A 25,628-nucleotide genomic window follows, 5' to 3' on the forward strand; every position below is an offset into this window, starting at 1 on the left:
GACCGGACTCACGCCGAGAGCCAGGGCCCGATGCGACTGTTCGGATCGGCTTCGATGTCGGCGACGGTGCCGGTGGCGATGACGCGCCCACCCTCGTCGCCGGCGCCGGGTCCGACGTCGATGACATGGTCGGCGTTGACGATCATGTCGGTGTCGTGTTCGATGACCAGGATCGTCGCTCCCGCGTCGAGCAGTCGGTCGAAAACTCCCAGCAGCGTGTGGATGTCGCGTGGATGCAGGCCGATCGACGGCTCGTCGAAGACATAGAGCTGATGCTTCTGACCGCGGCGGCTCTGCGCGGCGAGTTGGAGGCGCTGCGCCTCGCCGCCGGAGAGTGCGGGGGTCGGTTCACCGAGCCGTAGATAGCCGAGGCCGACGTCGCGCAGCGACTCCAGGATGCGGCTGATCGCCGGCTCCGCGGCGAAGACCTCCGCCGCCCGGGTCACCGACAGTTCCAGCACGTCGGCGATCGACATCCCACCCAGCGTGACCTCGAGCGTCTCGGGGTTGTAGCGCCGACCGTCGCAGTCCGGGCAGGGCATCGGGATGTCCGGCAGGTATTGCACGTCGAGGCTCAGTTCGCCGAGCCCCTGGCAGGTGGGGCAGCGGCCGGCGGAGGTGTTGTAGGAGAAGCGGCCGGCGTTCCACTTCCGCCGCCGCGCCTCCGGGGTGGCGGCGAAGAGCTTGCGGATCGGGTCGAAGACCCCCGAGTAGGTGGCCGGGGTCGATCGGGAGTTGCGCCCGATCGGCGTCGCGTCGACGACGGTGACCTTGCGCAGGTCGGCGTCGTCGAGATCGTCGACGTGTTCGGGTAAGGCCCTGCCCTCCAGCCGATTGCGCAGCGCGGGAACCAGGCTGTCGAGGATCAGCGCGGTTTTGCCGGCGCCGGAGGTGCCGGTCACCGCGGTCAACTGCCCGAGCGGGATCGTCGCGGTGACGTCGCGAAGGTTGAGGAATTCCGAGATGTGCACGCGCAGTGGTCGACCGGACTCGCGCCGATCGGTCGGGCGGATGCGCAGCGGGCGATCGGCGGCCAGGAACGGGGCGATCAGCGAATCGGCGGCACCGATGACCTCCGGGACCGTTCCGGCCGTCACCACCCGTCCTCCGTCGCTGCCGGCTCCCGGTCCCATCTCGATCAGGTGGTCGACGGCGGCGAGGACCTGTACGTCGTGGTCGACCACCAGCACCGTATTGCCGTTGTCGACCAGGCTGCGCATGCTGTCGATCAGGCCGTGCACATTGGCAGGGTGCAGCCCGATCGTCGGCTCGTCGAGGACTAACAGCATACCGGTCGCGCGGGCCAGCACGGTCTGGGACAGCTGGATGCGCTGCCGCTCGCCGGTCGAGAGGGTGTCGCCGGATCGGTCGAGACTCAGATAGGCCAGCCCCAGGACGACCAATGGGTCGATCGCCCTGCGTAATTCGGCGGTCAGGCGCTGTGCGAAGTCCAGGGTGTCCGCGGGTACCGAGGCGTCGATATCCGGGATCAGCGCCTCGAGGTCGCGCAGGGTCAGCGCGCTGACCTCGGCGATGGTTCGGTCGGTGACGGTGGTGGTCAACGCCTCCGGCCGCAGCCGGGTGCCGTGGCAGGCCGGGCAGCGTCGCCGGATGAAGTAGCGGTCGGCGCGGGCGGAGGCTCCCGCCTCGTCGCCCTCGTGCGCGATCTGGTCGATCGACTCGTAGGCGTTGACGTAGACGGCGTTGAGGGTGACCGCGCGGCCGTCGTTGGTCGGAATGACGATGCGCCGCTTGACCTGCTCGCCGTGCAGGACGATCTCGCGTTCCCCCTCGGTCAGCTCCCGCCAGGGCACGTCGACGCGCACCCCGAGTTCGGCGACGACCAGCGGCATATTGCTGCGCATCAGCCCCCGCCAGGGCAGTACGGCGCCGTCGGCGATCGACAGGTCCTCGTCGGCGATGATCGACGTCGGGTCGATCTCGCGGGTCTCGCCGATGCCCTTGCACTCCGGGCAGGCGCCGAGGGTGTTGAAGGAGAAGCCCTCCGCGCTCGGCGGTGTGAAGACCACACCGCAGACCGGGCAGGTCCGTTCCTCCGCGAGGCCCTGGACGTAGGACGGTGGGAGGCGATGACCATTGGGGCAGACATGCCGGCCGATGCGGGAGAACAACAGCCGCAGCACGGCCAGGGCCTCGCTCATCGTGCCGACCGTGCTGCGCGGGCCCGGCAGGGCCGGCCGCTGTCGCAGGGCCAGCGCCGAGGGCAGGTAGGAGATGCGGTCGACGTCGGGTTTGGCCGGCTGGCCGATGCGCCGACGGGTGAAGGTGGACAGCGCGTCGAGGTAGCGGCGCGAGCCCTCCGCGTACAGCACGCCCATCGCCAGCGACGACTTGCCGGAACCCGACAGGCCGGTGATGCCGACCAGCAGGCCGAGTGGGATGTCGATGTCGACGTCACGCAGGGTGTTCACCCGCGCGCCGCGCACCTCGATCGCTCGGGGACCCGCCGGCCGCGGCCGGGGCGCACCCACGGAGACCTCCACGCTGTGCAGACTAGTCCGGCGGACCGACCGGGCCCGTCGCCGGCGACATCCCCCGAGGTGGATACTGGGACCTCGGAGCGGAACCGACCACGAGCGAAGGGGCACTGGGAGAGCATGACGCCGAAGGACCACGACCGGATTCTCGATCGCCGCGAGATCGCCAAGGCTCTGCTGGGGGCGCTCGAACGGCGCCACGAAATCCTCGACATCATCGTCGACAGCGACACCCGCGCCGACGCCGTCACCGCGATCGCCGCCGCTCTGGAGACCTCGGAGTCCAACGCCGAGACCGTGCTCAATCTGCCCCTGAGCCGCCTGACCAAGACCGAGCGCGACCGCATCAGCGACGAGATCAGCAATCTGGATGCCGCTCTGGACTGGACGCCGAGCGAGCGCCCGAAGAGCGTCGATCCGTCCGTGCAGCTGCGCCCGATCGACACCAGCTCCGGCGACGCCGACTTGTTCCGGCAGCGGTGCGCCGAGCGGATCGGCGAGGACGGTGCCCCGTGGTCGGCCGAGCGGATCGCCTCGGAGCGGTCGGCGGGCGCCCGCCGCGTCGAGGATGAATCGGCCGTATGGCTGGTGGCCGTCGACACCTCCGGCGGTGAGCCGGACCGCGTCGGTTTCGTCTTCGGTGAGTGGACCGGCCAGGAGGTCGACGTCGCGATCTGGGTCGCTCCCGAGCGCCGCAAGCAGGGCTACGGAACCGCCCTGCTCAAGCAGTCCCGCAGCGAATTGGCCGCGTACTTCCCCGGTACGACCCTGGTGGTCCGGGCACCGGCCTGATCCGCATCCGTCGCCCGAAAGGGGTGAGCCGCGCACGGCGGCTCACCCCTTCGGCGCTTCGGCTCCCTTGTTCGGGTTTGTGCGCACCGCGGGAGACCGTCCGCGGACGGCCATCCCGTCGGAAACCCCTCGCCATCCCTTGGCGCCGTTGCCGAATGGCGTGAGCCACATCATGGCGACCATTTCTCGCCAAACACGAAGCTTCACACCATTTACCGAGACTGTAACCAGTGTGTGAAGATCCGGCACCAAATTTGACCTATCCACTGCGGATCCACGGAACCCTGCGCTTCAATATGTGAGATTTCGTAGCCGCGGTTCCGGCAGCGCCGGCCTCGGAGAAAAGCGAGGAGGTAGCGTGGCCGACACCGAACAGGCCCAACTAAAGGCCGGAGCGATCGGTTTCTTCGACGCTCTGGTGATCGGCTTGGCCGCAACGTCGCCCGCCTACACACTGGCGGCGATCATCGGCCCGGTGGTCGCGCTGGTCGGGATATTCGCGCCCGGCATCCTGCTGGCGAGCTTCGTTCCCATGTTGTTGATCGCGTCGGCGTTCTATTACCTCAACACGGTCGACCAGGACTGCGGCACGACCTTTTCCTGGGTGACCCGGGCGTTGGGCCCGTGGGCGGGCTGGTTCGGCGGTTGGGCCATCACGATGACCGGTGTGCTGGTCATCGGATCGCTGGCCGAGGTCGGCGTCCGGTACTCGCTGTTGACCGTCGGACTGGACGACGCCGCCGACAACATCTGGCTCGTCCGCATTCTCGCGGTCCTGCTGATCCTGTTGACCACCGCGATCTGTGTGATCGGCACGGAGGTGTCGGCCAAGCTGCAGAACGTCCTGATCGTCCTGCAGGTCGTATCGCTGCTGATCTTCGCCGGGGTCGCGCTCTACCGGGTGTACGCGGGCACCTCGACCCTCGACGCGATCGACCCGTCGCTGAGTTGGCTCAACCCGTTCGGTGCCGGCGGCGCCGCGCTGACCGGCGGCCTGCTGCTCGGTGTCTTCGCGTTCTGGGGCTGGGAGTCGGCGGTCAATCTGACCGAGGAGACCACCGATTCGTCGCAGGCGCCCGGCAAGGCCGCGATGCTCTCCACCGTCGTCCTGGTGATCACCTACGTGGCGGTCGCCTTCGCCGTCGTCGCCTACGCCGGCACCAACTTCCTCGCCGAGAACAGCGAGGAGGAGGACGTCATCTTCCAGTTCCTGGCCACCGAGTCGATGGGCGGCTGGGACTGGATCGTGCTCTTCTCGGTCGCCACCTCGGCGATCGCGTCGACGCAGACCACGATCATCCCGGCGTCGCGGACCGGCCTGAGTATGGCTCGGCGCAAGGCGCTTCCGGCGATGTTCGGCCACATCCACCCGCGCTTCCGCACCCCGGACGTGTCGACCTGGTGGGTCGCCGGGATCGCGATCGTCTGGTACCTGGTGCTGTCGATCATCAGCGAGAACGCACTGTTCGACTCGCTGACCGCCCTGGCCCTGCTGATCGCGTTCTACTACGCGCTCACCGGTATCGCCTGCGCCGTCTACTTCCGCAAGCGGCTGCTGAGTAGCGCCAAGAACTTCCTGCTGATCGGGGTGGGTCCGGTCATCGGCGCGGTCCTGCTGATCTGGCTGCTGATCGTGTCGATCCGGGATATGGCCAACCCGGAGAACTCCTATACCGGCCAGTCCTGGCTCGGCCTCGGGCCGCCGCTGGTGATCGGCATCGGCATCATCGTCACCGGTGTCGTGGTGATGGTCTTCTGGTACTTCCGCGATCGCACGTTCTGGGAAGAACGCCCCAGCACCGTCGATGAGGATCTGGCCCGCACGGCAGGAGAACCGCAGGCATGAGTGTCGTTCTCGGATACGACGAATCGCCGGGGGCCCAGCACGCGCTGACCGTCGCCCTCGACGTCGCCCGCCATTACGCGACCAATGTGGTGCTCGTCTACGGGACGGCCCCACCGAACAGCGAACTGGGCGAGGAATTCCGCTCCCACCGCGAGGCGCTCGAACAGATGGGCCGCACCGCGGTCGGCAAGGCGGTCGAGGCGGCGGACGCGGCCGGCATCGAGACCGTGGTCGAGCTGGTGTCGGCCAACCCGGTCGACGCCCTGCTCGAGGCCGCCGACCGCCACGAGGCAACGGTGATCGTGGTGGGCACCTGGGGCGAGAGCCCCTTGCGCGGGGCGATTCTCGGGTCGACGCCGCACAAGCTCCTGCATCTGTCGAAGCGGCCGGTGCTGTGCGTACCGGCGCCCGACTAGCCGACGGAGTTCCGGCACGCACCGACCGGGGGGACGGGAAGAAGAACATGGTCGAACTCGACGATGTCGCCAAACAGATCATCGCGGAACTCCAGAAGGACGGGCGCACCCCGTTCGCGGCGATCGCCAAGAAGCTCGGCCTCTCGGAAGGGGCCATCCGACAGCGCTACTCCAAGCTGAAGGAATTGGGCCTCATCCAGGTCGTCGCGGTCACCGATCCCATGCAATTGGGATTCGAGCGGCAGGCGATGATCGGCATCGGGGTGACCGGCCGGATCGAGCCGGTCGCCGATGCCGTTCAGGTCTTGCCCGAGGTCACCTACGTGGTGATCACCGCCGGACCCTACGACCTGCTGGTGGAGGTGGTCTGCGAATCGGACGAGCATATGCTCGACCTGATCTCCAACAAGATCCGCCGCATCGAGGGCGTCTCGCAGACCGACGCCCTGATGTACCTGCAGTTGCGGAAACAGACGTACTCGTGGGGTGTGCGCTGAGCAGCTCCCGCGCCGAACGACACAGGAGTCCTCGTGCAACTGTCGATTCGCAACCAGCTTGCCGGTGAAGTCATTTCGGTCACCCCCGGCCTGGTCAGCACCACGGTGAAGATCAAGCTGCACGGCAGCGAGCAGATCGTCACCTCGTCGATCACCAAGGAGGCCGCCGACGAGCTCGGTCTGGCGCCCGGCCTCGAGGTGGTCGCGCTGGTCAAGGCGTCCGAGGTCAGCATCGGCGTTCCCGACTGACCCGAGCGGCGGTCCCCGGGTACGGTTACCCCATGACGGAGACCTCGACCGCCGACCGGTCCGACGAATTGATCCTGGTGACCGGCGCGTCGGGCCGGGTGGGCACCGTCCTGCGACCGCGGCTGCGGGAGGCCGGGCTTCGGCTGCGCCTGCTGGATCTGAAGGCCCCCGACGACCGGCTGGACGACGAGGACTGGGTCGAGGCCGATATCCGTGATCGCGGTGCGGTGGCGGCGGCGATGACCGACGTGACCGCCGTCCTGCATCTGGCGGGCCTATCGGTCGAGAACCACTGGGACGAGATCCTGTCGATCAATATCGCCGGGACACAGGTGGTCCTGCAGGCCGCCGTCGACGCCGGCATCCGACGGGTGGTCCTCGCCTCGAGCAATCACGCGGTCGGCTTCTGGACGCGCGCCGACGCCGGCGGCATCGAGTTGGCGCCGGGCATCGCGCCGCGCCCGGACACCTTCTACGGCTGGAGCAAGGCGGCCGGCGAATCGTTGGGGCGGCTCTACCACGACCGGTTCGGCATCGACGTCGTCGCACTGCGGATCGGTTCGTGCGCCCCGACCCCGCCCGGCCCGCGCGGGCTGTCGACCTGGCTGTCGCCGGATGACACCGGACGTCTCGCCGTCGCCGCGCTGACCAGCCATCGCCCCGACGGTTTCCGCATCGTCTGGGGCATCTCGGCGAACCAGCGGCGTTGGTGGTCGCTCGCGGAGGGCGCGGACATCGGGTACGTCCCCCGGGACGACGCCGAGGAGTTCGCCGACGAGCTGCTCGACGGGGTCACCTGGGATACCGACGAGCCGAACCTCTTTCGGGTGGGCGGCCATTTCACCGAGATGCCGCTCGGCGAGCCGGTCGAGTAGCCGACCGCCCCGTCAGCAGGGATCGCCGGGCGACTGGGCGGCGATCTCGGTCAGCACCTTCAGCAGCGCCGCCACCCCGGGGTCGCGCTCGGCTCCCGACCGCACCAGGGCGGAGAGCACCCGCGCCGGGGAACTCCCCAGGACCGGGCAGCAGACGACGCCGGCGGGCAACAGCGCATGCGCCATCCGCGGGATCAGCGCCACCCCGACCCCGGCGGCGATCAACGCGCCGACCGCATCCCATTCGCGCGCCTGATGCTGGACGTCCGGGGTGAAACCGGCTGCCGCGCAGGCACCCATCGCGACGCTCGAGCAGGCGGGATGCCCACCCACCCACACGAGTTCGGCGAGGTCGGCCAGATGCACCCCGTCCGGGTCGGCGATCGGATGTCCCTCCGGCAGGACGACATCCAAGGCATCGGAGACGAGATCGACACGGTGGTACCGCATATCGCCCCGCGCGGGTGAACTGGTGCTGTCCGCCTGAACGATCAGGTCGACGTCGCCGCAGTCCAGGGCGACGATCCCCTCGTGGGGTTCCTGCTCGAAGACCCGCAGCCGCAGACCCGGCCGCTCGGCCCGCAGCCGCTTCAACGCCGGGCCGACCAGGCCGCTGATCCCGGTGGACAGCGAACTGATCCGGATCTCGCCGATCGTGCCCTCCGACCAGGCGACCAGATCGGCGCGCGCCCGCTCGAGCTGCTGGTCGACCGCCGCCGCGTGGCGCAACACCACCCGGGCCTGCCCGGTCAGCGCCACCCCGCGCCCACGCTTCTCCAACAGCGGTACGCCCAGCTCGCGGGCGAGTCCCGCGATCTGCTGCGACACCGCCGACGGCGTCAGGTGCAGGGCCCTGGCGGCCTCCGAGACGGTGCCGCGACGATCGACCTCGCGCAGCACCCGCAGCTTGCGCAGATCAATCATGAAGTCCCGGCTAATCGTTTCCATTCAAGAATTCTAGATGGACTGAACGATTCCGTCGCGCCCATACTCCGATGCATGACTACTCGCGGCATCTACCTGATCCTCGCTCTCGGCGTGATCTGGGGAATCCCCTATGCGTTGATCAAGATCGCGGTCGTCGAGATGTCCCCGCAGATGCTGGTCCTCGTGCGCACCGGACTGGCCGCGGCCATCCTGCTCCCGATCGCCGCCCGCCGCGGGGTGCTGCGACCGCTGCTGACCCACTGGCGGCCGCTGCTGGCCTACACGCTCGCCGAGATCATGCTGCCCTGGTACTTCATCAACTCGGCCGAGCAGCGCCTGCCGAGTTCGACCGCCGGGCTGCTGTTGGCCTCGGTCCCGCTGGCCGGGGTGGCGATCGCCTTCCTGATGGGGCGGGCCGAGCCGATGCAGCGGCAGAACTGGCTGGGGCTGGCGATCGGCTTCGCCGGGGTCGGCGCCCTGGTGGGGGTCGACATCGCCGGGTCGGATCTGATCGGGGTGGCCGAGATGTCGGTGGCCGTCGTCGGCTACGCGATCGGCCCGGCGCTATTGGCGCGGTATCTGTCCGCGCAGTCCGGCCTCGCGGTGGCGGCGGCATCGTTGGCGATCGCGGCGATCGTGTACCTGCCGATCGTGCTGCTGACCGACGGCATCCCGACCACCCTGCCCTCGACCGGGGTGATCGCCGCGGTGGTCGTGCTGGCGGTGGTGTGCAGCGCCCTGGCGTTCCTGCTGCTGTTCGCGCTGGTCGGCGAGGTCGGCCCGGTCCGCGCGACCGTGATCACCTACCTGAATCCGGCGGTCGCGGTCACCGTCGGCGCGCTGTGGCTCGGTGAACGGATCACGGTGTGGACCCTGGTGGGCTTCGTGCTGGTGTTGTCCGGTTCGTTCCTGGTCACCTACCGGCGCCGCCTCGGCGGGGACACCGTCGACGTGGTGGTGACCGGCACCCCCGCGGTCGGATCGCCGGCGGAACGATAGCCCGACCGGCGCGTACCCGAGACGGACGAACGGGCCGGGGCTCCCTCGAGGGAACCCCGGCCCGTCGGCGGTGAATCGACGATCAGTGCCCGGCGCTGCGGACGAGATCGGCGTCGTCGGCCGGCCGGTCCTGCGCCTCGATCGCGCGGCCCTCGACGTCGAGGTCCGGCAGGATCCGATCGAGACCGCTCGGCATCCACCAGGCGCTGCGGCCGAGCAGCGACAGCACGGCCGGGATGATCACCATGCGCACCAGGAACGCGTCGACCAGGACGCCGACGGTCAGGGCGAGCGCGATCGAGGCGATCATCGACTCGCCGCTGGTCACGAAGCCGCCGAAGACCGACGCCATGATCGTCGCGGCGGCGACCACCACCGGCGCCGACCGGCGGAAGCCGTGCCGCACGGCCTCCTTGGGGTCCTCGCCGTGGGCGTACGCCTCGTGGATTCGGGAGACCAGGAAGACCTGGTAGTCCATCGCCAGGCCGAACAGGATGCCCACCACGATGATCGGCAGCAGGCTCATCAGCGGCGCCGGCTGGTCGACACCGAAGATGCCGCCGAGCCAGCCCCACTGGAAGACCGCCACGGTGACACCGAGGGCGGCGCCGTAGGACGCCAGGAAGCCGACGGTCGCGATCACCGGCACCAGGATCGAGCGGAAGACGACCAGCAGCAGCAACAGCGCCAGGCCGACGACCAGGGCGAGGTAGCGCGGCAGCGCGCCGGAGAGGGTCTCGTCGACGTCGATGCCCACCGCGGTCGGGCCGGTGATCTTCACCTCGACACCCGAGCCGAAGTCGGTCGCCCGCAGCCGGTGCACCAGATCGGCGGTCGCCTCGTCGGTCGGCCCGCTACCGGGGATGACGGTGAACAGCGCCGCCGAGCCGTCGGACGACGGGATCGGCGGGGTCACCGCGACGACGTCGGATTCCTGCTGGACGGTCGCGGCAACCGCGGCCGCGGACGTCGCGGGGTCCTGGCCCTGCACCAACATCAGCAGCGGGCCATTGGCACCGGCACCGAAGTTGTCGGTCACCAGGTCGTAGGTCTGTCGGCGTTCGCTGGTGGTCGGCAGATCGCCGTCGTTCGGCAGGCTGGTGGTCATCGAGGCCATCGGCACCGCGAGCACACCGATCACCACGAGGCCGGCGACGGCCGACAGGAAGGGACGATCGGTGATCACGCTCGACCAGCCGCGCAGGAAGCCGCGACCGTTCGGCACGGCCTCCTCGATGATCGTGCCGCTCCCGCGGGTCTCGATCGCCGTCACCCGCTCGCTCGCCCGCAGCGCCCGCATGCCGACGTACGACAGGATCGCGGGAACCAGGGTGATGGCGACCAGGACGGCGATCACGACGGTCGCGGCGGCCGCCAGGCCCATCTCGGCGAGGAAGGGGATGCCGACCACCGAGAGGCCGGCGAGCGCGATCACCACGGTGGTACCGGCGATGGTGACCGCCGAACCCGCCGTTCCGGTGGCCCGACCGATCGCCTCGTGAACCTCACGGCCGCGGCGCAGTTCGGATCGGAAACGGGCGAAGATGAACAGCGCGTAGTCGATTCCGACGGCCAGGCCGAGCATGACGGCGAGGATCGGAGTGGTCGACTGCAGGTCGATGAAACCGGTCAACGCGGTGACGCCGGCGGCGCCGATACCGACACCGATCAGCGCGGTCGCGAGATTTGCGCCGGCCGCGGCGAGCGAGCCGTAGGTCAGCATCAATACGATGAAGGCGACGGCGACACCGACGATCTCACCGGGCCCGAGGATTTCCGGGGTCGTCTCGTAGGCGTTCCCGCCGATGCGCACGTCGAGGCCCGCCGCGCGGGCGGCGTCGACCGCCTCCTGCACGTCGTGCAGCGATTCCTCGGAGACGTTGCCGGTCGCGACGTCGAAGGTGACCGTCGACAGGGCCACCCGCAGGTCCGGCGACACGGACGGCTGGGCGGGGTTGAGCGGGTCGGTCACCGAGTGCACCTCGGGTACCGCGGACAGCGCCTGGACCGCCTGCGCGATCGGCGCCGCGACGGCCGGGTCCTGCACGGTGGTGCCGTCCGGCGCGACGATCACAACCTGGGCGGTGGCCCCGTCGGCACGCAGATCGGGAAAGGCGGAGTTGACGGTGTCGAGGGCCTCGGTGGATTCGGTACCGGGGATGGAGAACGATGTCGCCGTCGGCCCGGACAGGGTTGCGGCCCCGGCGCCGGCGGCGATCAGTGCCAGCAACCAGATCACGACGACGAGCCCGCGGCGATGTGCTGCCGCAAGTCCGAGTCGTTGGAGTAGGCGTGCCATGTCGATTCCTTCGTGAGGGAGGTCGAGTGAAGGCGACGGGCCGCCATGCCCGTTACCCGCGGAGAATTGTTGTGTTGTGGGGTTGCGGCCGCAGGGCCGAGATCAGTCGTCGAGAATGCGCGCGACGGCCTCGAACAACAACGGTGTCAGGTCCGCTCGCGGTAGTCCGTGATCCTCGGAGCAGCCAAGGACGACACCGGAGCAGACCATCTCCAGTGCGAGGATCGTTCGAAACTCTTGCTCGCGTGTGGGATTGGGGCCGGCAAAGAGCCCGATGATCGCCATCCCGCGCTTCTTGAGTTCGCTTTCGTTCGTGGGCTGACCACCGGCGTTCATCGCGTCGGCGCGCTGCATGTCGTCGACGAGGAATTGCACGAGCCCCGGATTGTCCAGAGCTCCCTCGATGATCGCTGCCACGGCGGCGCCGTGGCTGTCGGCGACGGTGTCGGCGGCGACGCCCCCGAACTCGTCGAGTTTACGAATCGCCAACGCTCGGACGGCCTCGAGCAAGGCCTGCTTGCTGGGGAACCGATGCAGCAGGCCGGTCTTCGAGTATCCGGCGGCGTCGGCGACCTGCTTGAGGGAGGTGCGGTCGAATCCATGAACGGCGAAGAGCCCGGCCGCGATATCGAGAATCCGTTCGTCGATATCGGCGGACCGGCCCCGGACGCCACCCGAACCGCCGCTCACCACACCTGCCCCGATTGCGTGTTGAAGGACCGATTCGGTCCCGGACCGATCTGGTCCATGTCACGACTATCACCGCACCCACAGCCCGCTGTCAACCGAATCCCGGGAGGAGGTGACTCGGATCGCAAACAGCGGCGGCGAGCGGCATCCGACGGAAACGGTGTGACCTGCGGGAACCGGCCGAGTCCCGTAGATTGACGCTGTGCCGATCATCGTGGGGTATACCGATACGCCCGGCGGGCACGACGCTCTCGTGCTCGGTGCACGCTTCGCTCGGGCGGGCGATCGCAGGGTGAACGTCGTCACCGCGTATCCGGAGGACGGCGGCGGCCTGGCCGCTGCGGCATCGGATCCGCGCTGGATTCAGGACGCCGAGAAGACCGCCCGTCGCCGGTTCGCCAATGCCCGCAAGCGGCTCGCGCGCGACGCCGAAGAGGATGCCGACTCCGAGAACAAGGTCAAGTACTCGATCGTCGGCCCCGGCAAGCCGGCGGAGATCCTGCTGGACGAGGCCAAGCAGGTCGGCGCCGATCTGATCGTCGTCGGCTCGGTCGGGCACGGCCTGCTGGGGCGTTTGGCCGTCGGCCGGACGGTGCACTCGCTGCTGGCGTCGGCGACCGTTCCGGTGGTGATCGCGCCGCGCGGCTATCGGCATACCGTCCGTCGACAGTTCCGCGTACTGGCCGTCGCGGTCGACAACACCGACAAGAGCCTGCGCGCGGTCGACTTCGCCGCCGACCTCGCCGGTCGGATCGACGCCCAGATCGAATGCGTGACCGTCGTCGCCACCGACGGCGCCCGACCGGAGGGGGCCCGCCAGGTCGCCCGGGCGCGCTCGCGCGTCCCCACCGACCTCGACGCCTACGGACACGTGCTGGTCGATCACGATATTCCCGGCACCCTGGCCGACCTGCCGCTCAAGGTCGACGCCCTGATCGTGGTGGCCCGCGGCTACTCGATCATGCGCCGACTGCTGCTGGGCAACGTGATCGGACGGCTGGTGCGGGGCAGTTCCTACCCGGTGGTCGTGCTGCCGAACCACGAGCACGTCGTCCAGAGCGGTCGTTCCGGCCACGAGGCCACCACCGACGACGCGGAGGACTCCGCCGGACACTGACCCGGCTGCGGGTCATTCGGCTAGGACGTCGGTGTCGGGTGCGCCCGATAGAAGTCGAGATGGGCGCGCGCGGCGGCCTCCCAGGTATGTGCGCGGGCGAGTTCGCGGCCGGCTGCGCGGCGGACGCCGTCGGGCTGCCGAATGGCGGCGTCGAGGCCGGCGGCGAGGGCGGGCACGTCCGGCGCGAGGTCGATCGTGGACCCGAAGACCTCCCGCAGGATCGGCAGATCGCGGCCGACGACGGGCCGTCCGGCCGCGAGCGCCTCCATCGCCGCCAGCCCGAAGCCCTCCTTGGTGGACGGGAAGGCGAAGGCGGCGCAACCGGCGACCATCGCCGGAAGCTCGTCCTCGGGAACGGCGCCGACGACGATCGGTTCGACTCCCAGCTCGACGGCGCGCTTCTCGAACCGGGAGCGATAGTCGCGGTAGTCGAAGAGCGTCTCGCCCCCCGCAAAAACCAGCGACAGATCCGGCCGATCGCGGTGCAGCAACGCAAATGCCTCGAGCAGATCGATACTGCCCTTGCGCGGCTCGATCCCGCCGACCGCGAGGATGTAGCGGCCATAGCGCTCGACCATGCGGCTGCGGGTGGCGACCGCTCCGGCCGCGTCGGAGGCGGCATCGGCGAAGCGCCGGTAGTCGACCCCGTTCGGGATCACCGTCGGGTGAAAGCCCCAGCCGGCGGTCACCTCCGCGGCGACGGCCCGCGAGACGCAGATCCGCGCATAGGGTTCGACGACGGCCTTCTCGTGGCAGGCGACCAGGACCGGTGTGGTGAAGGCATCCAGGTGGTGGATGGTGCGGATGCAGGTCTGCACGGCATTGGCGCTGATGCAGTCCTGGGCGTGCACGATGTCGAAGGCGTTGGGGTCGAAGGCATCCCGCAGGGTATCGATCGAGCGCACGATGCGGTCGGTGATGGTTTCGTCGGGGACGTCGGTGAACGGTACGAGCCGCACCTCGACCGCCGGATCGACCGGCCGGAAGAAGGCCTCGTCGCCGCCGCGACTGAGCGACCAGACGGTGACCACCGCCCCCGCGTCGGCGAGCGCTTCGGCCAGATTCAACGTATGGACCACGCCGCCACGCGGTTTCGTCGAGTAGGTCAGCAGCGCGATGCGCATCGGATCACGATCCGACCGAGTTGTGCGAGCGGTAGATCTCCGGGCGCAGCTCCTCGAGATGGTTGAGCACCCGGCGGGCGCGTTGGGTATCGGCCTCGATATCGACGGTGGCGGTGGCCAATCCGCCCTTCGATCGGGTGGTGGCCAGCACGTCTCCGCCGGGTCCGACGATCTTGGCCTGCCCGAGGAAGCGCAGCGAGCCGGTGACGCCGGTCAGGTTGGACGAGACGACGTAGACCTGGTTCTCGGCGGCGCGGGCGCAGTCGTACAGGTCGAACAGTCGCGACTGCCGATCGGCGGGCAGACGGGCGGCGCGGTCGGTGACGCTGGCCGGCCACGCGGACAGCGCGACGATCACCCGAGCCCCGTCGAGGGCGAGGGTGCGCGCGGACTCGGGGAAAGTCTTGTCGTAGTCGATCAGCATGCCGATGCGCCCGACCGGGGTGTCGAAGGCGCGGAAGGAATCTCCCGCCGCGTAGGCGAGCGATTCCCCCGCCGGCTGATGCACCTTGCGGTGGATGCCGAGCAGTCCGTCGCCGGACAGGCAGGCCGCACTGTTGTAGCGGCGGCCCTGAGCGGCCTCGGCGAATCCGATGCAGACGGTCATCGGGCCGGCCGCCTCGGCGATCGCCGCCAGTTCGGGGCCGTCCGGGTCGAGGGCGCGCGGCAGGTCCTCCGGATCGGGTGAGCGCAGGTCGCCGATATAGCCACCGATGGCCGCGTCGGGAAAGACCAGCAGGTCGACGCCGTCGCGGCGGGCCGCTTCGATGATCCCGACCGCCTTGGATACCCCGCGCCGGATGTCCCGCCCGAAGTTGGCGGCCAGCGCCCCGAGGGTGACCGATGACATGGTCAGACTCTACTCGAGCGGCCGGATACCGGTCGGCGCCGATTCACGCCGGCACCAGTTTCACGCCGCCCCCAGTCCGGTCACCGTCGAGGCGACCGCCACCGTGCTGACGCCGTCCGGCCACACCAGTCGCACGCCCGGTTGGGCGGACAGTCGCCCGCAGGCGGCGGTGCTGGTCGGGCCCGCCGGGATGCGGGCCGTCGGGTCCGTGGTCGCGTCGTCGGCGGTCAGCATGGCGAAGCCGGGGAAGCAGGTCAGCCAGGACCCCGGCGCGGCGTCGCGGGGGCGGGGGATCGCCGCGACGTCCAGTTCGGCACCGGTACCGGAGGCCTCCGCGAGCATGCCGAGGGTGCCGGCGATACCGGCCATGCTGACGTCCTTGGCCGCGCGTGGGCGCATTCGGGCGGTCAGTCCGGCCATCGCCACCAACTCCTCGCTGCTGCGCCGGCTGGTGGAGTCCCATTGCCGGCCCCGGTAGCCGGGCCGCCAGCCGCCGCCGAGGTCGGCGGTCAGCGACACCACATCGCCGACGCGCCCCGCACCGGCCGGCATCGCCGGACCGGCCGCGCCCAGGGCGGTGACCGACAGCGCGGCCGGCACCCCGACCTGGGTGTGGCCGCCGAGCACGGGGGTGCGCCACGCCGCGGCGGCCGCGGCGAGACCGCGCACGATGCGGGTCAGATGGGAGCGGGTCGGTGCGCCGACGGCGTCGAGCAGCCCCAGCGGGCGGGCACCCATCGCGCTGAGGTCGTTGATGTTGACCAGCACCGCGCACCAGCCGGCCCATTCGGGGTCGCGTTCGACCATCGACGGGACGATCGCATCGCAGGCGGCGATCACGTCGCTGTGCGGGACCGGCACGCCGTCGTCGCCGCGGAAGCCGGCCGGTCCGAGGCCCCCGGCCTGCGCGCCGAGCGGGGCGAGCACGTCGGCGAGCATCGCCTTGGTCGCCTCGACGGTGCGCTGGACGGCGTCGATCGACCACCGCATCAGCAGGTGTGGGCTGCCGCCGATCGCCGGTGCGGCCCCGGCGTCGCGCCAGCCGAGCCGCCGGAACAGCGCGGCATGCCGCTGCTGCACGGTCGCCTCGAAGCGCAGTACCCCCTCGGATTCGACGCGGGCGCAGGCGGCGCGGATCAGGGCGGCGCCGACCCCGCGGGCGTGCGCGGTATCGGCGACGACCAACCGGCTGCCGGTCCACCAGCCGATGTCCGGCGCGCATACCGGGGCGATCCGGACGCCGCCGAGGATCGTGCCGTCGCCGGCCGCGGCGACCAACACGATCGCCCGCGGGTCGTCGTCGATGTCGTCGCGGTCGGTGCCGGTGAAGAGCCCCTGGCGGACCACGAACTCCTCGTGCCGCAGCCGGCGATAGGCGTCGAGCGCGGCGGTCGAGTCGGCGACGGTCACCAGGTGGTCCGGGCGGACCGGCGGGGCGCCGGCGAGGATCGACAACTCCCGGTGGGGGTGTTGCGGCTGCGGGTCGGCCATGTCAGCCTCCGATCGTCGACAGGGCGCTGCAGGCGCCGCAGGCCGCGCAGCCGGCCCGCTGGTCGGCTCCGGCCATGTCGATCAGCCGCAGGTGGGCGCCGACCTCGCGGGTGATCTTCTCGACGACGGCGGCTTCGGGCGCCGGCGCGTGATCGACGTCGACCGCGAGGGTGCCCTGCTGGGGGCGGAACGGCACGATGAACGGGTAGACCCCGGCATCGGCGAGTTGTTTGGCGCCGGTGATCATCTCATCCGGGTCCTCGCCCAGACCGACCAGCAGATAGGTCGACACCTGGTTGCGGCCGAAGACGCGCACCGCCTCGGCCCAGGCGGCGTGGTATTCCGCCAGCGGGACGGTCGACTTGCCGGGCATCCAGCGGCGGCGCACCTCGTCGTCGAGGGATTCGACGTGGATGCCGATCGCGTCGGCACCCGCCTCGCGCAGATCGGTCAACACCTTCAGGTCGGCCGGGGGCTCGCATTGCACCTGGATGGGCAGTTCGGGGACCGCGGCCCGTACCGCCCGCACACAGCGGGCGAGATGGCGGGCGCCGCGATCGGCGCCCGCGGACGTGCCGGTGGTCATCACCATCTGCCGCACCCCGTCGAGATCGACGGCGGCCCGGGCGACCTCTGCGATCTGCTCGGGGGATTTGACCGCGACGGTCGACCCGACGCGCAACGATTCCTCGATCGAGCAGAAGCGGCAGCGCTGGTCGCGGCGGTAGCGGATGCAGGTCTGCACCACCGTGGTCGCCAGGACGTCGCGGCCGTGCAGGCGGGCGATCTTTTCGTAGGACACGCCGTCGGCGGTTGCGCCGTCGTAGAAGTGCGGCCGCCCGACCGACTCGACGCCGATGCCGATGTCCTCGCCGTCGCGCAGCACCCGGTCGCCGTCGAAGACGAAGGGGCTGTCCGCATTCCGTGGAATTGCCGCGGCCAAGCCGTCGATGACCAGGTGCCCGTCGTCGCTCGGCCCGGCCCCGCCGGTGCGGTGTACCGGTGGGGTTCCGCGAATGCCCAATAGGGCCAGTTCCACTCGGGTGGAGGTACTCATCGCTGCTCCCTTCGGCTTATCGATTGACGACCGAGCGCAGGCGGGTGCCGCCCAGTTCGGTCAGAATGTGCTCGGCCACGTACTTCGCATCCCGGTCGATGCCCAGGAATCGGCCCGATCCCCAGGTGTGCATCCAGGGCAGTCCGACGAAGCTGAGGCCGGGTACCTCGGTGATGCCGCGGGTCTGCATCGGACGTCCGCCGCCGTCGAAGGCGCTCGCCTCGATCCACCGGTAGTCGGGTCGGTAGCCGATCGCCCAGATGATGCCGGTGACTCCGGCTTCGGCCAGGTCGAGGGACTCCGGGTCGGACGGCGGCTGCCAGACCGGCTCGTAGTGCGCGCCGGGTGGGGCGTCGATGCCCTGCCGCTCGATCCACCGGTCGATATCGGAACAGATCGAGTTGTAGACCGCGTCGGCGTGGTCGAGCGAGTCGGTCAGTGTCGGCGCGAACCGCAGCCGGGTGTCGCGGCCGTCGATCAGGGTGCCGTACAGACGCATCCCCTCGACGGCGAAGCGGCGCAGGTCGACGTCCCGGCCACCGTCGCGACCGGTGACGTAGTGATTGGTCTTCTCCCTGGCGGCCCGACCGCCGGGATATTCGGGCGTCGGGGTGTCGTAGAGGCCCATATCGGCCAGCCACGTCATGGCGTCGCGGCCGCGATAGAAACGGGCGACGCGCGGGGCGTTACCGATGGCCAGGTGGACCTGCCGGCCCGACAGGTGCAGGTCCTCGGCGATCTGGGCGCCGGACTGGCCGGACCCGACCACGAGCACCGCACCGTCGGGCAGTTGCTGCGGGTTGCGGTATTGCTCCGAATGGATCTGCTGCACAGTGGGATCGAGGGCGCCGGCAAAGTCCGGCAGCACCGGGAGTGGATATCCGCCGGTCGCGATCACCACCCGGTCGCAGGTGATGACGCTCGGCCCGTCCGGGCCGGTGACCTCGAGGTCGAAGCCGCCGATCGTCGATCCGGTCAGCCGGGTGACCGTGGTGTGGGTGCGCAGTGGCGGTTCGAAGCCCGCCAACCAGCCGGTCAACCAGTCGACCACCTGGTCGCGGGTCATGAATCCGTCCGGTTCCGGTCCGGCGTAGGAATACCCCGGCAGCCGGCAATGCCAATTCGGGGTGACCAGGGTGAAGTTGTCCCAGCGGGTATCGGCCCAGGCGTGCATCGGGGTTCCCGATTCGAGCACCAGGTGGTCGATCCCGGCGTGGCCGAGATACCAGCTGACCGACAGGCCGGCCTGACCACCGCCGACGATCACCACCGGATGGTGTTCGCCGCGGGGCGTGGCGGCGGTCATGACGCCGCCTCCTTCGGTAGCGGCGGCTGCATCGAGACCACCCGGACGACGGCATCGGGTGCGTACCGTCGGGCGGATCTGTCGATGGCGGCGGTGGTTTCCGCCGCCGCGGTGCAGGCGAAGCCGTACTTCGCCCGCACCCGCTCGCTCGCCTCCGCCAGGGCCCACGTCGACCGGTCGCGGAAGTCCGCCACCGTATACGCACCGTCGACCTCGAGGTGGTCGTGCATCACCAGGCTCGGTGAATAGCACTGCTGCAGAGCGCCGTCCGGCCAGCGGACGACCACGATCATCTCAGGCATGGGCCAACGACCGCCATCCAGCCGTCTGCGCGGCGTCGAGTTCGGTCAGCGGGCCGTAGGCGTCCGGCCGCCGATCGCGCAGGTGGAACATGCCGCCGCGCATCGCGGTGAAGGTCTGTGCCACATCGATATCGGCGACGGCCATACCGCTGTCGAGCAGGGTGGTGGCCAGGACGTTGCCGCCCGGATCGACGACCTTGGCGTTGCCGACGTAGCGGAGCGAGCCGAAGGTCCCGGACTGGTTGGAGGCGATCCAGAAGACCTGGTTGTCGAGCGCGCGAGCGGTGTCGAAGAGGTTGAACCGATAGGTCCACCGGTCGTCCTGGAGGTTCTGCGCGGTCGCCGTCCGGGCCGCCGGCCACGCAGACAGGCTGGCGATGATCTCGGCACCGCCGAGGGCCATCATCCGCGCCGCCTCGGGAAACGCCTTGTCGTAACAGATCTGCAGACCCACGCGCCCGACGGGCGTTTCGAAGACCCCGTAGTCGTCACCGGCCGAGTAGGACATATTCTCGCCGAGAGGCTGGTGGACCTTGCGGTAGCTGCCGTAGATGCGGCTGCCGTCCAGGATCGCGGCGGCGTTGTATCGGGTCTGCCCGTCCTCGGCGAGTTCGCAGAAGCCGATCGCTATGACCAGGTCACCGATGATCGACTGCACCCGTTGGATTTCCGGGCCGTCGAGCCGGATCGCCGGGGGCAGTGAGCGGCTGGTGGTCTTCACCGTGTCGCCGTGATTGCCCAACGACGAGAGGTAGCCGCCGATCGCGGCCTCGGGGAAGACCAGCAGCTGCACTCCCCGCTCGCGGGCCTGCTCGACGTACGCCCGGATCGTCGCGTAGTTGTCTTCCAGGTCACGGCCGAAGTTGGCCGAAACCGCTGCAACGGTGGTCATATCGGTTCATCCTCAACAGATTCGGCTCACACCATGTAGGTGGAGTTGATGATCGCGCCCTTGCGGGCGTAGTGGATCACGGCGTCCTGGACGTCCAGGGGATGCGCGGGGATCACACCTTCGATGAGGTCCTCCTCGCGGCCGCCGTGCAGGGCCAGGCCGAAGCGGCAGCAGAAGACGGTGCCGCCCTCGGAGATGAAGGTGGCCAGGGCGTCGTTGATGTTCTGCTCGCCGGGGAATCCGGAGTCGCCGGTCTTCGGAAAGCCGCGTGTGGCAAGGCAGTTGATCGCACCGGGACCGTAGAAGTAGATCGCCGACTCGAATCCCTTGCGCAGCGCCCGGGTGGCCTGCAGGACCGCGACGAACGACACCGAGGACTCGTGCGCGATGCCGTGCACCAGGGTGAAATAGGTTTCACCGTTCTCGGCCTGGTAGTCGGGGAAGATCTTGGTGGATCCGTAGATGTTGGAGCCCTTGGGCAACGACGGGTGCGGGATCTCGGCGATGGACTTCGCGATGTTCTCGGTGATGGTGTCGTCGAAAGGGGACACGTATCTCTCCAGAAGGGTGTGATGGCGGCATATCCGTCGAAACGTGACTGCCGACGGCAGGGTCGGCGGAGATGAGCGGGCGAGCGACGCTGCTCCGAATGGCTACATCAGCCATTCCACTCGGGGTGTGTTTCCGAATGGTTACCGCTGGAATAACTGTGCATCCGGCGACGTAACAATCGGCCCGGGTCAGTCGGCCGTGCGCTCCGCGGCGCGACGGCGTTTCGCGGCGTGCATCGCGGCGACCCGGGCGATCGGAATCGTATGCCCCTGCGCGATCAGATCATCCGGAAGTGGTTGCGGTGCAGGCATATTATCGCGCCACGGATCGGTATCCCCGAGCAGCCGTGCGGCGGTGGCAATCGTTGCCGAGCCCGGCGCGAAGGAGTCGAGGCCGTCCCAGGTCAGCGGGAAGGAGACCGGTAGACCGGGCCGCAGGCGCGGCGTATAGGCCGCGGCGATGGTGGCGCCACCGGCGCGGGTGGAGTCGATGAAGACCTTGCCCTCGCGCTCGTCCTTCACGTACGCAACGGTGGTGTGCGCGGGATCGGCCTGCGCGGCGCGATGCGCCAACGCGCGGGTGGCGGCGGCGACGTCGACGGGGTCGGCGGTATCGATCGGCACGACGATGTGGATCCCCTTCGATCCACTGGTCTTGACGGCGCCTCGCAGCCCGGAGGCATCGAGCGTCGCCCGCACGGCATGGGCGGCCGTGACCACGGCGGAGAATGCGGCACCCTCCGGCGGGTCGAGGTCGATGATCAGCCGATCCTGCCGACCGTGGATGTCGATCACCGCCGGGTGGTATTCGACGGCACGCTGATTGGCCAGCCACAGCAGCGTGCGACGGTCCCCGCAGATCGGGTACTGCACGGTGCGCCGCGACGCCGCCGCCTCCACCGCGATCCGCGGAATCCAGGCGGGCGCGTAGGCGGGCAGGTTCTTCTGCATGAACGGGTCACTGCCGGGCCGCACGCGGATCACCGACAGGGCGCGGTCGGCGAGGTTCGGCACGAGCCGATCGGCGAAGACGTCGAGGTAGTCGACCAGGTCGCGTTTGGTGATAGGTGGTGCACCCTCGGCCGTACCTCCGCCGAGCGGCTGGTCGAGATTGGTCAGTTCGACCCCGTCACGCTGTTCGACCTTCCGTTCGCGTGCCATATCCGCTCCTCACCGACCGCGCTCGACGCCGTGACGGCGCATGCGAAACGGCACGACCACCCAGACGACAAACCCGAAGACCACCAACCCGCCCGCGACGGCGAACGCGGTGGTCCGGGTGGTCAGGACGTCGACCACCAACAGCACGCCGCCGATGACGGTGATCGCCAGGAAGACCAGTCCGGCGACCGCGGCGCGGGTGCTGTACCGCACCAGGTAGTCCTTGACTCCCCGGCGGAACAGCACGCGGTGGGCGGCAACCGGTCCGGTGAAGCAGATCGCCGCGAGCGCGGCGCTGAGCAGCGTGGCCAGGTAGACGTTCATCTGAAAGGTATCGACCGTGGCGAAGCGCGCCTGGAAGGTGAGCGACAGCAGGAAGGCGAAGAGGATCTGGACGCCGGCCTGGGCGACCCGCAACTCCTGGAGCAGTTCGCCGAAATTGCGGTCGAGTCGCTGCGCCTTCGGTTCGTCGCGCAGATACCCGCCACCGGACGGCACGGGATCCGGGGCGGGTTGCTCGGCGCTTGCCATCACCACATTCTGGACCACCCGCACCGGAGCGGGGGTGCGATACCGCCGAGGACCGGACCGGCGGCGGTATTCGACGCCCTGCCGATCCGAACCATGGGCGACCGAACGAGCGTCGATTAGATTGATGCCGCAACTACTACACGCACAGGAGAAGCATGTCCGCCGTCGAGATTCCCGCCTCCCACCGCGATCTGGTCGACGCCGCCGGGGTGGCGTCGCTGAGCACGATCGGTGCCAACGGGTACCCGCAGGTCACCGCGATCTGGTACCTGGCCGAGGGCGACACCCTCGCCACCTCGCTCACACTCGGCCGGCAGAAGACCAAGAACCTGCTGCGCGATCCGCACGCCACCCTGTTCTTCATCGATCCGACCAACCCGTTCCGGACGCTCGAAATCCGCGGGGACGTGACGATCACCCACGACGACGCGGACCTGTCGTTCCTGCACAAGATCTTCGGCCACTACGGCGCGAATCCGGAAGCGGCCGGAGTGCCGCTCGCGGACCGGGTCGTCGCTCGACTGACCCCGGTCCGCGTGATCACCAACGGCTGAGCGGGACGCTCAGTTGGCCCGGCGGTTGCCCCGACCGGCGCCGGCGGAACGACCCGCCGACTGCGTCGATCCGGTGCGACCGCCGCGGCCGCCCGTGGAGCGGGCCTGGCGCTGCCCGCCGGCCTGCGGCTGACGGTTTCCGGCTGCCTGCGGCTGACGATTCCCGCCGGCCTGCGCCCGTGAACCACCGTTCGCCTGCGGCTGCCGCGACCGACCCGCCTGCTGACCACCGGAGTTCTCACCGCTTCCACCGCCGCGACGACCGCGTCCGGGACGCCGACGACGGCGACCCTCACCGGCCGCCTCGTCCTTCGGAGCCGGGTTCGCGGCGGCGGGCGGCGCCGGGACGTAGCCGCCCGGCACCAGGGTGCGCTCGCCGGGCACCAGTTCCTGCAGCACCGGATGGTCGGCGCCGGCGATGCGGGTCACCTTCGGCCGGATGCCGGCCGCCCGGGTCAACGAGTTGACGTCGCGGACCTGGTCCGGCAGGACGAGGGTCACGACGGTGCCCTCGGCACCGGCCCGCGCGGTACGCCCGGAACGGTGCAGGTAGGCCTTGTGCTCGGCCGGCGGATCGGCGTGGATGACCAGGGCGACGTCGTCGACGTGGATGCCGCGCGCGGCGACGTCGGTGGCCACCAGGGTCTGGGCCTCACCGGCGTGGAAGGCCGCGAGATTGCGGGTACGCGCGTTCTGTCCCAGGTTGCCGTGCAGCTCGACCGCGGGCACACCGGCCTTGTTGAGGCGCCGGGCGAGCGCCTTCGCGCCGTACTTGGTCCGGGTGAACACCACGGTGCGGCCGGGGCCGGCGGTCAGGTCGGCGAGGATCGCGAGGTGCTGATCCTTGGCGACGTGCAGCAGATGATGGGTCATCTGCACCGGCGTGCCCTCGACGCTGTCGGCCTCGTGGGTGGCGGGCCGATTGAGGAAGCGCCGCACCAGGGTGTCGATCGCCTTGTCGAGGGTGGCCGAGAAGAGCATCCGCTGGCCGCCGGTCGGGGTGGCCGACAGCAGCCGGGTCACGGCGGGCAGGAAGCCCAGGTCCGCCATGTGATCGGCCTCGTCGAGCACGGTGATCTCGATCGCGTCCAGGCTGACGTGGCCCTGCTTGATCAGGTCCTCGAGCCGGCCGGGGCACGCGACGACGATGTCGACACCGCCGCGCAGCGCCGAGACCTGCGGGTTCTGGCCGACGCCACCGAAGATGGTCGTCACCCGCAGCCCGGCCGCGTCGGTCATCGGGCGCAGGGTCTGCATGATCTGGGTGACCAGCTCACGGGTGGGCGCCAGGACCAGCCCGCGGGGGTGGCCCGGCCGGGCGGGGCGACCGGCCGCGAGCCGGGTGACCAGCGGAATGGAGAAGGCATAGGTCTTGCCGGAGCCGGTGCGGCCGCGACCGAGCAGGTCGCGTCCGGCCAGGGAGTCCGGGAGGGTCGCCAACTGAATCGGCGTGGGGGTGGTGATTCCCGCGTCGTCGAGGACACGGAGAATGGAGGTGGGCAGCCCAAACTGGGCAAAGCTGTCGTTCGACAAAACTGACTCGATCCTTGATTCGTCCCGCCCGTGCCGGCCCGACGGGGTGCGGGTGACATCGCCTGGAGCTGTGCATATGAGGAGCCGAGCTGCGACAGGCGGCCCGTCCGCGGCGGGTTGGCTACGTACGGATCTCCTCCACGCTAGCAGGTTCGGGCCGCAAACCGCGAAACAGTGACCCGGCGCACGACCTGCCCACCGGGGTGGTCGGTCCCACGGAACTACCGGTCGGTGTCGGGTTCTGCCGCTAGCCTGAGCCGGTGCCCCGCGACCTGCGCCGCCAACCGATCCGCGGTTTCTCGGTCCTCGCCGAATCGCTGCCCGCGGTTCCCGAAACATCCTGGCCACGAACGGTTCCCGCCGTCGAGCAGATCGTCTCCGCCGGCCTGAACCTGCCTCCCGGGGTCACGGTGCTGGTCGGCGAGAACGGCTCGGGCAAGTCGACCGTCATCGAAATGATCGCTCGCGCAGTCGGTGTGAACCCGGAGGGCGGTGGGTCGTCCGGGGCACGATTCGCCGGCCGCCCCAGCGAGCCGACCGGACTGGAATTGCAGGCGCATCGCAGCCCCGGCGCGCCGCGGTGGGCGTACTTCCTGCGCGACGAGACGCTGCACGGTCTCTACACCTACCTGGAGAACAACCCGGGCGGCGGCGACCCGGCCTATCACGAACTCTCGCACGGCGAGGGCCTCATGCGGATCCTGCAGAACAAGCTGTCGTCGCGCGGCTTCTTTCTGCTGGACGAGCCCGACGCGGCATTGTCGTTTCAGGCGAGCCTGGCCCTGATCGCGATATTGGTCGATCTGGCCGCGGCCGGCTCGCAGGTCGTGCTGGCCACCCATTCACCGCTGCTGGCCGCGATTCCCGGTGCGCACCTGCTCGAATTCGGCCCATGGGGCATTCGGGAGGAAAGGTGGGATTCGTTGAGCCTCACCGCAAATTGGCGCCGCTTCCTCGACAATCCGGACGGATACCTCAGGTACCTGCGGGGCTGAGGGCATCGCCGCCTCCGCGCGCTCGAACGGTCCTACACTCGAAGCCGGGATGCAGTCGCACCACACACCGACGTGA

Annotated in this window: 25 protein-coding genes; 10 read left to right on the forward strand and 15 right to left on the reverse strand. The window is 69.6% G+C overall.

Translation table 11 applies throughout. From position 1 onward, the window contains the following. Positions 1 to 8 precede the first annotated feature (8 nt). Positions 9 to 2,504 (reverse strand): excinuclease ABC subunit UvrA, encoded by a 2,496-nt coding sequence (locus MB1_RS08980; protein ID WP_245650111.1) that lies wholly within the window; start codon positions 2,502 to 2,504, stop codon positions 9 to 11. A 114-nt stretch (positions 2,505 to 2,618) separates the two neighbouring features. On the opposite strand from MB1_RS08980, the gene MB1_RS08985 reads away from it, so the two are divergent. From MB1_RS08985 to MB1_RS09010, 6 genes are all read left to right on the forward strand, one after another. After that, a complete protein-coding gene (locus MB1_RS08985) occupies positions 2,619 to 3,290 on the forward strand; it encodes a GNAT family N-acetyltransferase (RefSeq protein ID WP_066905910.1) in 672 nt (223 codons plus the stop codon). Between the two features lie 358 nt (positions 3,291 to 3,648). Next, on the forward strand, positions 3,649 to 5,136 hold the full coding sequence (locus MB1_RS08990; RefSeq protein ID WP_066905912.1) for an APC family permease: 1,488 nt from the start codon (positions 3,649 to 3,651) through the stop codon (positions 5,134 to 5,136). Next, complete coding sequence (locus MB1_RS08995) at positions 5,133 to 5,552, forward strand: universal stress protein (protein WP_066905914.1); 420 nt, start codon at positions 5,133 to 5,135, stop codon at positions 5,550 to 5,552. The genes MB1_RS08990 and MB1_RS08995 overlap by 4 nt, the downstream gene beginning before the upstream one ends. Positions 5,553 to 5,599: 47 nt before the next feature. After that, the gene (locus tag MB1_RS09000) at positions 5,600 to 6,049 is read left to right on the forward strand and encodes an Lrp/AsnC family transcriptional regulator (protein WP_066905916.1); all 450 of its coding nucleotides are present in this window, start codon (positions 5,600 to 5,602) and stop codon (positions 6,047 to 6,049) included. 33 nt (positions 6,050 to 6,082) lie between these two features. Beyond that, a complete protein-coding gene (locus MB1_RS09005) occupies positions 6,083 to 6,298 on the forward strand; it encodes a TOBE domain-containing protein (RefSeq protein WP_066905918.1) in 216 nt (71 codons plus the stop codon). 32 nt (positions 6,299 to 6,330) lie between these two features. Next, a complete protein-coding gene (locus MB1_RS09010) occupies positions 6,331 to 7,173 on the forward strand; it encodes an NAD-dependent epimerase/dehydratase family protein (RefSeq protein WP_066905919.1) in 843 nt (280 codons plus the stop codon). A gap of 12 nt (positions 7,174 to 7,185) precedes the next feature. On the opposite strand, the gene MB1_RS09015 is transcribed toward MB1_RS09010, so the two are convergent. Beyond that, positions 7,186 to 8,121 carry a LysR family transcriptional regulator gene (locus tag MB1_RS09015; RefSeq protein WP_066905920.1) on the reverse strand — a complete coding sequence of 312 codons (936 nt, stop codon included), beginning with the start codon at positions 8,119 to 8,121 and terminating at the stop codon, positions 7,186 to 7,188. Between the two features lie 51 nt (positions 8,122 to 8,172). On the opposite strand from MB1_RS09015, the gene MB1_RS09020 reads away from it, so the two are divergent. Beyond that, on the forward strand, positions 8,173 to 9,099 hold the full coding sequence (locus tag MB1_RS09020; RefSeq protein ID WP_066905922.1) for a DMT family transporter: 927 nt from the start codon (positions 8,173 to 8,175) through the stop codon (positions 9,097 to 9,099). A gap of 82 nt (positions 9,100 to 9,181) precedes the next feature. Here MB1_RS09020 and MB1_RS09025 read toward each other — a convergent pair whose 3' ends face one another. Further along, positions 9,182 to 11,398, reverse strand: a complete 2,217-nt coding sequence (locus MB1_RS09025) for an MMPL family transporter (protein ID WP_066905924.1) — start codon at positions 11,396 to 11,398, stop codon at positions 9,182 to 9,184. A gap of 102 nt (positions 11,399 to 11,500) precedes the next feature. Then, complete coding sequence (locus MB1_RS09030; protein ID WP_084351360.1) at positions 11,501 to 12,088, reverse strand: TetR/AcrR family transcriptional regulator; 588 nt, start codon at positions 12,086 to 12,088, stop codon at positions 11,501 to 11,503. Between the two features lie 202 nt (positions 12,089 to 12,290). Here MB1_RS09030 and MB1_RS09035 point away from each other — a divergent pair, with 202 nt between their 5' ends. Next, on the forward strand, positions 12,291 to 13,205 hold the full coding sequence (locus MB1_RS09035) for a universal stress protein (RefSeq protein ID WP_066905927.1): 915 nt from the start codon (positions 12,291 to 12,293) through the stop codon (positions 13,203 to 13,205). Positions 13,206 to 13,225: 20 nt separating this feature from the next. Here the strand turns inward: MB1_RS09035 and MB1_RS09040 are convergent, their stop codons facing one another. The 10 genes from MB1_RS09040 to MB1_RS09085 all read right to left on the reverse strand — a co-directional run bounded on the left by MB1_RS09040 (position 13,226) and on the right by MB1_RS09085 (position 22,470). After that, complete coding sequence (locus MB1_RS09040) at positions 13,226 to 14,329, reverse strand: MSMEG_0565 family glycosyltransferase (RefSeq protein ID WP_066905929.1); 1,104 nt, start codon at positions 14,327 to 14,329, stop codon at positions 13,226 to 13,228. A 4-nt stretch (positions 14,330 to 14,333) separates the two neighbouring features. After that, on the reverse strand, positions 14,334 to 15,179 hold the full coding sequence (locus MB1_RS09045) for a carbon-nitrogen hydrolase family protein (RefSeq protein ID WP_066905931.1): 846 nt from the start codon (positions 15,177 to 15,179) through the stop codon (positions 14,334 to 14,336). A gap of 60 nt (positions 15,180 to 15,239) precedes the next feature. Continuing rightward, positions 15,240 to 16,670: an MSMEG_0567/sll0787 family protein gene (locus MB1_RS09050; RefSeq protein WP_066905933.1), complete on the reverse strand. Its 1,431-nt coding sequence runs from the start codon at positions 16,668 to 16,670 to the stop codon at positions 15,240 to 15,242. A gap of 1 nt (position 16,671) precedes the next feature. Continuing rightward, positions 16,672 to 17,727 (reverse strand): MSMEG_0568 family radical SAM protein, encoded by a 1,056-nt coding sequence (locus MB1_RS09055; protein ID WP_066905935.1) that lies wholly within the window; start codon positions 17,725 to 17,727, stop codon positions 16,672 to 16,674. Between the two features lie 16 nt (positions 17,728 to 17,743). Further along, positions 17,744 to 19,033 (reverse strand): MSMEG_0569 family flavin-dependent oxidoreductase, encoded by a 1,290-nt coding sequence (locus tag MB1_RS09060; protein ID WP_066905937.1) that lies wholly within the window; start codon positions 19,031 to 19,033, stop codon positions 17,744 to 17,746. After that, positions 19,030 to 19,335: an MSMEG_0570 family nitrogen starvation response protein gene (locus tag MB1_RS09065; RefSeq protein WP_066905939.1), complete on the reverse strand. Its 306-nt coding sequence runs from the start codon at positions 19,333 to 19,335 to the stop codon at positions 19,030 to 19,032. Before MB1_RS09065 ends, MB1_RS09060 begins: the two co-directional genes overlap by 4 nt. Next, a complete protein-coding gene (locus MB1_RS09070; RefSeq protein ID WP_066905941.1) occupies positions 19,328 to 20,227 on the reverse strand; it encodes a carbon-nitrogen hydrolase family protein in 900 nt (299 codons plus the stop codon). Before MB1_RS09070 ends, MB1_RS09065 begins: the two co-directional genes overlap by 8 nt. A gap of 26 nt (positions 20,228 to 20,253) precedes the next feature. Further along, positions 20,254 to 20,778 carry an MSMEG_0572/Sll0783 family nitrogen starvation response protein gene (locus MB1_RS09075; protein WP_066905943.1) on the reverse strand — a complete coding sequence of 175 codons (525 nt, stop codon included), beginning with the start codon at positions 20,776 to 20,778 and terminating at the stop codon, positions 20,254 to 20,256. Positions 20,779 to 20,967: 189 nt separating this feature from the next. Continuing rightward, positions 20,968 to 21,939, reverse strand: coding sequence for a DNA polymerase domain-containing protein (locus MB1_RS09080; protein ID WP_066905945.1), 972 nt, complete (start codon positions 21,937 to 21,939; stop codon positions 20,968 to 20,970). A 9-nt stretch (positions 21,940 to 21,948) separates the two neighbouring features. Beyond that, positions 21,949 to 22,470, reverse strand: a complete 522-nt coding sequence (locus MB1_RS09085; protein ID WP_066906279.1) for a DUF6328 family protein — start codon at positions 22,468 to 22,470, stop codon at positions 21,949 to 21,951. Between the two features lie 155 nt (positions 22,471 to 22,625). Here MB1_RS09085 and MB1_RS09090 point away from each other — a divergent pair, with 155 nt between their 5' ends. Beyond that, the gene (locus MB1_RS09090; RefSeq protein WP_066905947.1) at positions 22,626 to 23,024 is read left to right on the forward strand and encodes a PPOX class F420-dependent oxidoreductase; all 399 of its coding nucleotides are present in this window, start codon (positions 22,626 to 22,628) and stop codon (positions 23,022 to 23,024) included. 9 nt (positions 23,025 to 23,033) lie between these two features. On the opposite strand, the gene MB1_RS09095 is transcribed toward MB1_RS09090, so the two are convergent. Next, positions 23,034 to 24,557, reverse strand: a complete 1,524-nt coding sequence (locus MB1_RS09095) for a DEAD/DEAH box helicase (protein WP_245650112.1) — start codon at positions 24,555 to 24,557, stop codon at positions 23,034 to 23,036. Positions 24,558 to 24,817: 260 nt separating this feature from the next. Here MB1_RS09095 and MB1_RS09100 point away from each other — a divergent pair, with 260 nt between their 5' ends. Continuing rightward, positions 24,818 to 25,552, forward strand: a complete 735-nt coding sequence (locus tag MB1_RS09100; protein ID WP_245650113.1) for an AAA family ATPase — start codon at positions 24,818 to 24,820, stop codon at positions 25,550 to 25,552. Positions 25,553 to 25,628: the final 76 nt, after the last annotated feature.

Source organism: Millisia brevis NBRC 105863 (genome assembly GCF_001552615.1).
GTDB classification, from domain to species: Bacteria; Actinomycetota; Actinomycetes; order Mycobacteriales; family Mycobacteriaceae; genus Millisia; species Millisia brevis.